Genomic DNA, 11,822 nt, shown 5'->3' with positions numbered 1-11,822 from the left:
AACGCCCCTATGTCAAATGACACAGAGACGTATATACGCGGTTCCACTCTGTTTGGATCAACAAACGATCCCAACTCTTCTCTCATAACGTGAAAGTACCCGCTTTTGCCTACTTACTTAGTAGCATTCAACAAAAGACTCAAAGGCGCACTTCAACAAGTTTTGTCATAGGTTACTTTCAGCCGGTGATAACCCTCTCTGATATGCAATGAACTTGCCTACTCTTCCTTCTCAACGATATCCATATTTGATTACTTTATCATATGGGCAAAATAGAAATTTGTTAACTATAAATGCTTTCTAAACGAGCTAAAACTGTTTCTTTTCCTAAAAGAGAAATAGCTTTTGGAAGCTCAGGACCATGTGTTTCGCCTGTTGTTGCTACACGAATTGGCATAAATAGTTTTTTACCTTTTTGACCTGTTGCTTTTTGTACAGCCTTTGTTGCTGCCTTAATTTCATCAGCGCTGAATTCTTCTAAGGAAGAAATCTCTTCAGCAAATGCTTTTAACACTTCCGGTACTTGTTCTTCAGCAAGCACTGCTTTTGCTTCTTCACTGTAATCAATTTCTTTCTTAAAGAACATTTCAGTAAGTTCAACAATCTCAGCGCCAAAGCTCATTTGTTCTTGGTATAGAGCAACTAAGTCACGTACCCATTGTTCTGTTTCTACATCGCGCGCTTCTTCAACTTTTCCAGCTTTCACTAAGTGCGGAACTGATAAAGCTACTACCTCGTCTAAATCCAATTTTTTCATGTATTGGTTGTTCATCCAACGTAATTTGCTTGTATCAAATAGTGCTGGAGATTTTGATAAACGAGCTGGGTCAAAAATTTCAATGAACTGTTCTTTAGAGAAGATTTCTTCTTCTCCCACAGGTGACCAACCAAGCATTGTAATAAAATTAAACAGTGCTTCCGGCAAGTAGCCTAATTCTTTATATTGCTCAATAAACTGAATGATTGACTCATCACGTTTACTTAGCTTACGGCGATTTTCATTTACGATTAATGTCATATGACCAAATACAGGAGGCGTCCAGCCTAAAGCTTCATACACAAGAATTTGCTTCGGTGTATTAGAGATATGGTCATCTCCGCGTAGAACATGTGTCATCTTCATTAGATAATCATCAATGGCTACAGCGTAATTATATGTGGGTGTACCGTCTTTTTTCACAATAACGAAGTCACCAATGCCTTCAGACTCAAATGATACTTCATCTTTGACAATATCATTCCATTTAATTTCTGTGTTACTAGGAACACGGAAGCGAATGCTTGGCTCGCGGCCTTCTCCTTCTAGTTCAGCACGCTGCTCAGCTGTTAAGTTACGGCACTTACCTGAATAGCGCGGCATTTGACTGTTCGCCTGCTGTTCTTCACGCTCTTTTTCAAGCTCTTCTGACGTACAGTAACAGTGATAAGCTAATCCTTTTTCAAGAAGTTCTTCCGTATATTTTTGATAGATTTCCGTACGTTCAGACTGGCGGTAAGGACCGTACTCGCCGCCTACGTCGATACTCTCATCCCATTCAATACCTAACCATTTTAAATAGCGCAGCTGACTTTCTTCTCCGCCTTCGATATTACGCTTTTGATCTGTATCTTCAATACGGATAATAAATTTACCGTTTTGATTTCGTGCAAATAAATAATTAAATAGTGCTGTTCTTGCATTCCCTATATGAAGATGTCCAGTTGGACTCGGGGCATAACGAACTCTTACTTCGCTTGACATAACTAAGATGACCTCCAATTTAATATTACTTATAGTATGTATTTATATGTTTTAGACATGTTCTAATTTTATCACCAAATAGGTATCTGTCAAAGTCAACTGTTTTTATTTTTGATAAACTAAAACGGCTGCTTGGGCGGCAATTCCTTCTTCACGTCCCGTAAAGCCTAACTTTTCTGTTGTTGTTGCCTTGACGTTAATTTGAGAAATGCTTGCTTCTAACAGCTGCGCAATACGCTCTCTCATTGGTTCAATGTAAGGAGCCATTTTAGGTTTTTGCGCAATAATCGTGCAATCTACATTGCTTAATTCATAACCTTCATCTTTTAGTAGTTTCCATACATGTTGAAGAAGCTTTGCTGAATCAGCATCTTTAAATTCAGGGTCTGTATCTGGAAAATGCTTTCCGATATCTCCTTTAGCCGCCGCTCCTAATAAGGCATCTGCGATTGTATGTAACAGCACATCTGCATCTGAATGGCCTAATAATCCTTTTTCATACGGAATTTCTAAACCTCCGATGATTAAAGGTCTTCCTTCTGCAAATTCATGTACGTCGAAACCTTGTCCTACTCGAATGTTCATTTTTCCACTCCTTCAGTCCTGTTTAGCTTTGTTAATATAGCTTCTGCATATAACAAATCTTCTGGTGTTGTTAGTTTTATATTATCGTAATTTCCCTCTACAATCGATACTTTTTGCCCCGCTTTTTCTACTAAGCTTGCATCATCGGTGCCTAAGTATTCATTTGTTTTTGCTTTTTCGTGTGCATCCATTACTACATCAAAAAGAAAAGCCTGCGGCGTTTGAATAGCCCACAAGCTAGAGCGCTCAACTGTTTCAATGACAGTACCCTGTTCCACACGCTTAATTGTGTCTTTTACTGGAACAGCCAGCACAGCAGCCTTATCACTAGCAGCTTTTTCTACTAACTCATGGATTGTGTTTTGTTGAACAAATGGACGAGCGCCATCATGAATTAATACCATCTGAGCCTGCTTTAAACTTTTAAGACCGTTATAAACGCTATGTTGACGTTCATCGCCTCCAACTGTCAATGATTGAACCTTTTGAATTGGATATTCGATTAATAACTCTTCAAAAATCTCTACTTCTTTTTCGTTTACGACTAGTGCAATTCCACTGCACCAAGGATCTTGTTCGAATTTTTGCAGCGTATGAATGATAAGCGGAACGTTTTGAATAGTTAAAAATTGTTTGTTCCGCCCCGCTTTCATTCGCTTCCCCTGACCTGCAGCTAACACGATAATTTCATACTTCATCGGTATACTCCCTTTACCTGTTACGTCACAGTGCTTTTTCTAATAACTTAGGTTTCGCAAAAATCATACGGCCTGCTGAGGTTTGGAGTACGCTCGTCACCAGTACATCAATTTGCTTTCCAATATAATTTCTTCCTTCTTCTACCACGATCATTGTACCGTCATCAAGATAGGCAATACCTTGATTGTGCTCTTTACCGTCTTTTATAACCAATACGTTCATTTCTTCTCCTGGAAGTACAATTGGCTTGACGGCATTTGCTAAGTCATTGATATTTAAAACGCCAACATTTTGAAGTTCACATACTTTATTTAAATTAAAATCGTTTGTCACGACCAAACCGGAAGTCAGCTTTGCTAGTTTAACCAGCTTGCTGTCTACTTCTTGAATGTCCTCGAAATCGCCTTCATAAATTTCTACCTTCATTGCCAGTTCTTTTTGAATACGGTTTAGAATATCTAGACCTCGTCTACCTCTGTTTCGTTTTAGAACATCCGACGAATCAGCAATATGCTGAAGTTCCTCAAGCACAAAGCGCGGAATAACAATCGTTCCGTCTAAAAATCCTGTTTGACAAATATCTGCGATACGGCCGTCAATAATAACGCTTGTATCTAAAATCTTAAGAGACTTTAATGATTCTTCGTTATCTGTTTCTTCTTCTTGTCCTTTTTTCTTCCCAATTCGAGCTGGCATCGAAAACACGCTTACAAGTTCATCACGTTTTTTAAATCCGACTTGAAACCCTAAGTAACCTAAAAGAATACTTAGAAAGATTGGTAAAATGGTACTTACTACTTGAAGTTGAATTCTGCCTAAAAAAGCTCCGACCAAGTAGGCTACAATAAGCCCTAAAATCAATCCTAAGCTCCCAAAAAGCACATCCGTTACAGGCGCCTTCAGTAACGCCTCTTCCACTCGGCGAATTAATTCAACTATATAATCAACAATCCAAAACGTGACAAGGAAAAACAAAATGGCTCCCAGTATTGCATCGACGTAAGGCTTTTCTAGAAATGCTACATCTTGCAGATTTAATAATTGAATAAGTTCAGGTATAAAAAAGACGCCCAATGTACCACCTGTAATAATAAAAAATAACTGTACAAAACGTTTTAACACGCCTTCACCTCCTTTTATCATTATAAACAGTTTACAATGATTGAAACCTGTTATTTAACCAAAAAACAGAATTTGTAAACAAACTGTCACTTTTTTTGTATTTTCACAATATCTTAATGAATCAAACATTTAATGTCAATTAATATCCTATAGCTGACGGTTTGTAAGATGCTGCTCTTTTAGTCTTTTTAGGCCTTCTCTGATTTTCCGTGCTCGAATTTCACCGATGCCTTCTACCTCATCCAATTCTTCTACCGACGCATCTGCTATCGTTTTTAAATCCCCTAATTCATCAATGAGATTTTCAATAATAATCGATGGAAGTCTTGGAATTTTATGAAGCATTCGATACCCTCTAGGAATAACGCTGTCTTCAAAGCTTGTATACATGGGATATCCCATTAAGCGAAGAAGCGTCTGGTCATCGAGAAGAACATTATTTGATGGCTGCTGCATGCGTTCAATTACTCGGTAAGGGTCAAAGCTGAGGTCATACATATAATCTTTGATTAATAAAGTTGCTTCTTCCTCTAAGTGGGAAAGTAGTTCATTCATTTGGAGACGGATTAGTCTTCCTTCTGTTCCTAACTCGCTAATATAGCTCAAAATTTCATTTTTAATACGCAGAACCATTTCTGTACGATGAAGCGACTGCAGCACGTCTGTATGAGTTACTTGCTCTTCAAACTCTAATGCACTGAGACTTGTAATCGATTCGTCTAATACCGCCTTGTACTTCTCAAGTGTTCCAAGCGCTTGATTCGCTTTTGCTAAAATAACGCTAATGTCTTTCAATACATACTGCAGAGACCCTTTGTAAAGCGTAATCACATTTCTTCTTTGTGAAATGGCTATCACCAATACACCTGACTGCTTAGCTACGCGCTCTGCTGTACGGTGTCGCATTCCTGTCTGTGAAGAAGGAGTAGAGGGGTCTGGCATGAGCTGAGCATTAGCAAATAATATCTTGCTTCCACTGTCGTTTAAAATAAGCGCTCCATCCATTTTGGCTAACTCGTATAAATGCGCAGGTGTAAATGCACAATTAATCGAAAATCCTCCATCTACCATCTTTTTGACTTGTTCATTGTAGCCCATAACAATTAAGCCGCCCGTCTTTGCCCGCAAGACGTTATCGATACCGTCACGAATAGGGGTTCCTGGTGCTACAAACTGCAGAATTTCTGATATTTGTTTTTGACTAACTGTTGTTTTTTCTCCTTCCACTGCTTATCCTCCTAATGTATATTGCAGAGCCTCCGCTACTGTTGATACCCCAATCACATCAATACCATCTGGGACTTTCCATCCTCCTAAATTTTTCTCTGGGATAATAATTCGTTGGAACCCTAATTTTACCGCTTCTTGAACGCGCTGTTCAATTCTAGATACTCGGCGTACTTCACCTGTTAATCCTACCTCTCCTACAATAACATCTGTAGCGCTAGAAGCAGCATCTCTGAAACTTGAAGCAATGCTAACGGCTACAGCTAAATCAATTGCTGGTTCATCTAATTTCACTCCACCTGCTACTTTTAAATAAGCATCTTGATTCTGCAGCAGCATTCCTACACGCTTTTCTAAAACAGCCATGATAAGCGAAACGCGATTATGATCTACTCCCGTCGCCATTCTTCTAGGGTTTCCAAAGCTCGTTGGACTGATTAGCGCCTGCAGCTCTACTAATACGGGTCTTGTCCCCTCCATTGAAGCGACAACAACCGACCCTGCTGCTCCCTGAGACCGTTCTTCTAGAAAGATTTCAGACGGATTCAATACTTCTTCTAGCCCACTTTCTTTCATTTCAAAAATGCCCATTTCATTTGTAGACCCAAACCGGTTCTTAACCGCTCTTAATATACGATACGTATGATGACGCTCTCCTTCAAAATAAAGAACCGTATCCACCATATGTTCAAGAAGTCTTGGACCTGCAATGGCCCCTTCTTTCGTTACATGCCCCACAATAAAGATGGCAATTCCATTCGTTTTAGCAACACGCATTAGTTCAGCCGTACACTCTCGCACCTGTGAGACGCTTCCTGGCGCTGATGTGACATCAGCATGGTAAATGGTTTGAATTGAATCAATCACCACAAAATCAGGCTGCATGCTTGAGATGGCCTCTAGTATTAATTCTAAGTTTGTTTCTGCGTGAACATAAAGCTCTTCAGCTTTTACACCTAACCTGTCCGCTCTTAACTTCGTTTGCTTGGTTGATTCCTCTCCCGAAATATATAGTACTTTATTTTGTTTCATTGCTAACTGCGCAGAGGTTTGCAAAAGTAAAGTAGACTTTCCGATACCCGGATCTCCCCCTATTAAAACGAGTGAGCCTCGGACAATACCTCCACCTAATACACGATTTAACTCTGCAGAAGGTGTAAAAATTCGTGGTTCTGTTGTAGATTCAATCGCTGTAATTGACTGAGGTTTTTGAACTTTAGAAGCAGTAGCTCCGGAAAAAGCTCCTCGGCGTGATGATTTCGTTTCTTCCATTTCTTCTACCATAGAATTCCAGCTTCCGCATCCAGGACATTTCCCCATCCATTTTGCTGATTCATATCCGCAATGCTGACATGCAAATTTTGTTTTTCGTTTCGCCATTATGTTATCAATCTCTCCGTTCATTCAATCGATTTCTATCTCTATTGTACACTATTTCCTAAGCTAAAATAAAAAGGGAGGCATACGTGTTTTTTCGTATGCCTCGTCTTGGTTTGAGTAAATTTAGCTGATGCTGCTTGGAGCGGAGGATTTAACAACAAATTCTCCTTTGTCTACATCTAGCGTCACTTTCTGACCTTTTTGAACAACTCCTTTTAGCAGCTCTTCAGATAAACGGTCTTCAATATGTTTTTGAATTGCTCTACGAAGTGGACGAGCACCGTATTCTGGATCAAAACCTTCCTCTGCAATCTTATCAATTGCCTCTTTTGTTAACTCAAGATCAATTTCTTGCTCTTTTAAGCGTTTTGTTAACTGATCCGCCATTAATTTAACGATTTCAGCTAAGTGAGGTTTCTCTAATGAATGGAAGACGATAATTTCATCGATACGGTTTAGGAACTCCGGACGGAAAGCGCGCTTCATTTCCGCCATTACTTTTCCTTTCATATCTTTGTAGTCTTGCCCTTCTGCTTCTACTGTGAACCCTAAGTGCTTACTTCGTTTTAATGTATCAGCACCTACGTTTGATGTCATAATTAAAATCGTATTACGGAAATCAACTGTACGGCCTTTTGAATCTGTTAAGCGTCCATCTTCTAACACTTGTAATAAAATGTTAAATACATCCGGATGCGCTTTTTCAATTTCGTCTAAAAGAACAACTGAGTAAGGTTTTCTTCTTACTTTTTCCGTTAACTGGCCGCCTTCTTCGTATCCAACATATCCTGGAGGTGAACCTACTAATCGGGAAGTAGAATGTTTCTCCATGTACTCAGACATATCGATACGAATCATTGCATCTTCATCCCCGAAGATTGACTCCGCTAATGCACGTGCAAGCTCTGTTTTACCAACCCCTGTTGGTCCTAAGAAAATGAATGAACCAATTGGACGTTTTGGATCTTTCAAGCCTGCTCTAGCACGGCGCACAGCTTTTGCAACTGCTTTTACCGCTTCTTCTTGCCCAATTACACGAGAGTGAAGAATCTCTTCCATGTTCAGCAGTCTTTCTGTCTCTTCCTGTGCCAGTTTAGAGACCGGTACACCCGTCCAGCTAGATACCACCATCGCAATATCTTCTACGGTTACAGCTGAGTTTTCTTTACCTTGCTGCTCTTTCCAAATTTTCTTTGTGTCTTCTAATTCTTCGCGTAGGCGTTGCTCTGTATCTCGTAAAGATGCTGCTTTTTCAAATTCTTGACTTTGAACAGACGCATCTTTTTCATTGCGTACTGATTCTAATTTTTGCTCTAATTCCTTTAAATTTGGCGGCGTTGTAAATGAACGTAAACGCACTTTTGAACCAGCTTCATCAATTAAATCGATTGCTTTATCCGGTAAGAAACGATCGGAAATGTAGCGATCTGATAGTTTCACCGCTTGCTCGATTGCCTCATCAGAAATAGATACTCGGTGATGCGCTTCATAACGGTCACGAAGCCCTTTTAAGATTTGAACAGACTCTTCCAACGTTGGTTCATCCACTTGAATTGGCTGGAAGCGACGCTCTAACGCTGCATCTTTTTCAATGTACTTTCTGTATTCATCTAAAGTCGTAGCACCGATACACTGAAGTTCTCCACGAGCAAGAGACGGTTTTAAAATATTAGAAGCATCGATAGCACCTTCTGCGCCACCAGCGCCAATTAATGTGTGTAGCTCATCGATAAAGAGAATGATATTACCTGCTTGACGAATTTCATCCATTACTTTCTTCAAGCGATCTTCAAATTCTCCGCGGTATTTTGTACCAGCAACGACCGTTCCCATATCCAAAGTCATAACGCGTTTGTCACGTAAAATTTCTGGAACTTCATTGTTGACGATTTGCTGAGCCAAACCTTCAGCGATTGCCGTTTTACCGACACCTGGCTCCCCAATTAATACAGGATTGTTTTTTGTACGTCGGCTTAACACTTCAATAACACGCTGAATTTCTTTCCCACGTCCGATAACAGGGTCTAAGCTTCCTTCGCGCGCTACAACTGTTAAATCGCGTGCTAAGCTGTCTAGCGTAGGTGTATTAGCGTTTGAAGAGCCTCCGCCTTGATGACTTGAAGCAGCTTCATTACTACCTAATAAATGAAGCACTTGCTGACGAGCTTTATTTAGGCTGACACCTAAATTATTTAAAACGCGTGCTGCAACGCCTTCACCTTCACGAATTAAGCCTAGTAAGATATGTTCTGTTCCTACATAAGAATGACCAAGCTTTCGGGCTTCATCCATTGAAAGTTCAATGACTTTTTTCGCTCGAGGTGTATAATGAATGGTCTGCGTTAATTCTTGGCCTCTGCCAATTAATGCTTCCACTTCTTTTTGAATTTTTTCAGTGCTTAGGCCTAGAGCAGAAAGAGCTTTTGCTGCAATTCCTTCACCTTCACGAACGATACCTAATAAAATATGCTCCGTTCCAATGTTGTTGTGACCTAGGCGTAGTGCTTCTTCCTGTGCTAAAGCTAATACTTTTTGTGCGCGCTCTGTAAATCTACCAAACATCATATAATCGTCACCCTCCACGTTTAATTTGTGTTTTTATTTATAGTGAGACGTTCTCGAATTAAGGTGGCTCTTTTAATGTCACGTTCTTGAGGTTTTAGAGGACCTCCCGAATACTTTTGTAAAAAGCCTGGCTGCGTCATAATGATAAGTTCATTCAATATATTTTGACTCAGTCCTTTTATATACCCTAAATCGATTCCTAATCGAACATCTGATAAACATTGTGAAGCTTCTTTTGACTCAATAATACGGCTATTGGCCAATACTCCATATGAACGATACACTCGATCTTCTAACTCTACATGAGATGTTTTAAACAGCGCGTCTCTTGCAGAGTGCTCTTGTGTAATCAACTGCTGTACGACACTATTTAAATCTGCCACAATATCTTCTTCAGATTTCCCTAAGGTTATCTGATTAGAAATTTGAAAGATATTCCCTAAAGCTTCGCTACCTTCTCCATAAATTCCTCTCACCACTAAGCCAAGCTGGTTAATAGCGGGAATAATACGATGAATTTGACGGGTCATCACTAAAGCCGGCAGATGCATCATCACAGATGCACGTAGCCCAGTACCCACATTTGTGGGACAGCTGGTTAAATACCCTCTATTTTCATCAAACGCATAATCTACGTATTTCTCAATCCAATTATCTACTTTATTCGCTGTGCTTAAAGCTTCAGATAATTGAAGGCCTGGAAATAAACATTGTATGCGTAAATGATCTTCTTCATTAACCATAATACTCAAATCTTCTTTTTCTGATAAAAAACAAGCTCCGTTGTTATCTCCTTCAGCCAAGTTAGGACTGATAAGATGCTTTTCAACCAACACTTGCTTTTGAAGAGGCTGTAATTCGTTCATCTTTAGTAAATGCAAATTCCACTGATTGGTGTTTTCACTTTTTTGAAAAACTTGCTCGAATGCTCGAACCACTTCAACTGCTTGTTCTTTAGAAAAGAGAGTTGGAAAAAGATAATGAGTTAAATTTCGAGCCAGCCTGATTCGACTGCTTAGAACAATATCTGAATTCGAAGCTTCTTGACGCATCCAAGAGCTAACAGGCTGGGAAAAGAACAAATCCTGGGACATGAATTACGCTTCCTCCTCTCTCGATTCGTTCATCTTCTTTTCTAGTAACCGAATGTGATCTCGGAGTTCGGCTGCTTTCTCAAACTCCTCTTTTTCGATATACTCTTTTAAGTTCAATCTTAATGCCTGTAATTCCTTTTTTAAATGAAGATTACTTGCAATTCTTGCTGGTATTTTTCCATGATGCAGATAATTACCTCCATGCAGCCTCTTCAAGAAAGGAATAAGAGGTCGCTCGAATGTTTTGTAGCAATCTGCACATCCAAACCTGCCGATTTTAGCAAATTTTTGATATGTCATGCCACAAGTAGGACAAGAAAGAATCTCCTGACTTTGTTGCTTATAATTTTCAGTTACTGCTGGATCTAGGTTAAGTAGGCCAGCTAGTAAGTTATTGATTGAAAAACCTTGCTGATTTGAAAAAGAAAATGCATCTCCATTTTCTGAAGCGCATTGTTCACATACATGCATCTCCGTCTTTTCACCATTAATGATTTTTGTGAAGTGAAGAGTTGCAGGTCTCGTTTCACATTGCTGACAAATCATCCTGTCATCACTCCCTGTTCTAAATAAAATAGATCATGAGCTTATCGGTAGCGTAATGAATTAAGCATTGCTTTTAAAAGATTAGCCCTTAGCTCATCACGATAAGGAAGTTCAATATTAATAACTGAACGATTGATAACACTCAACATGATTTTTGCTTCTCGTTCTGTGATGACTTTTTCTTCAACTAACCTAATAATGACGTTTTCAGCACTTACTTGTGAAATTTCATTTTGAATCATCTCAATTACTTGCTGAAACAAATCCGCTGCATCATGCATTTTTACTTTTGCAATACGAATAAAACCGCCGCCGCCTCGCTTACTTTCTACAAGATAACCTCTCTCAACTGTAAAACGGGTATTGATAACGTAATTAATTTGCGACGGAACGCATTGAAATTTATCAGCAATCTCACTGCGCCTTATTTCAACAATTTCTCTTTCACTTAATTCAAGTACTTGTTTTAAATACTGTTCGATAATGTCAGAGATATTTGGCACACTGCCCCCTCCTTCTGACTTTGACTATATTTGACCTTAATTTAAATATAAAAGGAAACGAAAAAATTTTCAACTATGTACTATTAAAGTTTATTCTTTACTTTTATCGTTGCCACTAAAATTTATTTCAAAACCTGCAAATCGTGAATTTTATTGTTCTTACTATACTTTTTCACAAAACAAATAAATTGTAAACAAAAAAGGACTAGCTAAAATAGCTAGTCCTTTTTCAGGTGCCTGGCAACGTCCTACTCTCACAGGGACAAAGTCCCAACTACCATTGGCGCTAAAGAGCTTAACTTCCGTGTTCGGTATGGGAACGGGTGTGACCTCTTCGCTATCGCCACCAGACAAGAGATT

10 protein-coding genes, 1 rRNA gene and 1 other annotated feature are annotated in these 11,822 nt (G+C 39.3%); all 11 genes read right to left on the bottom strand.

The features are described from left to right. Window positions 1-20 precede the first annotated feature (20 nt). Window positions 21-244, bottom strand: a binding site (T-box leader). 39 nt (window positions 245-283) lie between these two features. Next, window positions 284-1,741: a glutamate--tRNA ligase gene (gene gltX / locus AC0C45_RS27125; RefSeq protein ID WP_237893271.1), complete on the bottom strand. Its 1,458-nt coding sequence runs from the start codon at window positions 1,739-1,741 to the stop codon at window positions 284-286. Between the two features lie 105 nt (window positions 1,742-1,846). After that, window positions 1,847-2,326 (bottom strand): 2-C-methyl-D-erythritol 2,4-cyclodiphosphate synthase, encoded by a 480-nt coding sequence (ispF, locus tag AC0C45_RS27120; RefSeq protein ID WP_013054903.1) that lies wholly within the window; start codon window positions 2,324-2,326, stop codon window positions 1,847-1,849. Further along, window positions 2,323-3,024: a 2-C-methyl-D-erythritol 4-phosphate cytidylyltransferase gene (gene ispD / locus AC0C45_RS27115; RefSeq protein ID WP_016762719.1), complete on the bottom strand. Its 702-nt coding sequence runs from the start codon at window positions 3,022-3,024 to the stop codon at window positions 2,323-2,325. Before ispD ends, ispF begins: the two co-directional genes overlap by 4 nt. 25 nt (window positions 3,025-3,049) lie before the next feature. After that, window positions 3,050-4,147, bottom strand: a complete 1,098-nt coding sequence (locus AC0C45_RS27110) for a PIN/TRAM domain-containing protein (protein ID WP_013054901.1) — start codon at window positions 4,145-4,147, stop codon at window positions 3,050-3,052. 147 nt (window positions 4,148-4,294) lie between these two features. Beyond that, window positions 4,295-5,374: a DNA integrity scanning diadenylate cyclase DisA gene (disA, locus tag AC0C45_RS27105; RefSeq protein WP_013054900.1), complete on the bottom strand. Its 1,080-nt coding sequence runs from the start codon at window positions 5,372-5,374 to the stop codon at window positions 4,295-4,297. 3 nt (window positions 5,375-5,377) lie between these two features. Next, window positions 5,378-6,754 carry a DNA repair protein RadA gene (gene radA, locus AC0C45_RS27100; protein ID WP_013054899.1) on the bottom strand — a complete coding sequence of 459 codons (1,377 nt, stop codon included), beginning with the start codon at window positions 6,752-6,754 and terminating at the stop codon, window positions 5,378-5,380. Between the two features lie 123 nt (window positions 6,755-6,877). Next, window positions 6,878-9,319 (bottom strand): ATP-dependent protease ATP-binding subunit ClpC, encoded by a 2,442-nt coding sequence (gene clpC / locus AC0C45_RS27095; protein ID WP_016762717.1) that lies wholly within the window; start codon window positions 9,317-9,319, stop codon window positions 6,878-6,880. A 20-nt stretch (window positions 9,320-9,339) separates the two neighbouring features. Further along, window positions 9,340-10,413 carry a protein arginine kinase gene (locus AC0C45_RS27090; protein WP_472929110.1) on the bottom strand — a complete coding sequence of 358 codons (1,074 nt, stop codon included), beginning with the start codon at window positions 10,411-10,413 and terminating at the stop codon, window positions 9,340-9,342. Between the two features lie 3 nt (window positions 10,414-10,416). Beyond that, window positions 10,417-10,959, bottom strand: a complete 543-nt coding sequence (locus AC0C45_RS27085) for a UvrB/UvrC motif-containing protein (protein ID WP_016762716.1) — start codon at window positions 10,957-10,959, stop codon at window positions 10,417-10,419. A 41-nt stretch (window positions 10,960-11,000) separates the two neighbouring features. Then, entirely contained in the window at window positions 11,001-11,462 is a 462-nt protein-coding gene (locus tag AC0C45_RS27080) for a CtsR family transcriptional regulator (RefSeq protein ID WP_013054895.1), read from the bottom strand. 235 nt (window positions 11,463-11,697) lie between these two features. Continuing rightward, window positions 11,698-11,813, bottom strand: a 5S ribosomal RNA gene (rrf, locus tag AC0C45_RS27075). Window positions 11,814-11,822 lie beyond the last annotated feature (9 nt).

Source organism: Priestia sp. VA7 (assembly GCF_055710015.1).
Note: the sequence above shows the minus strand (reverse complement) of the source record. Positions and strands in the feature narration are given on the sequence as shown.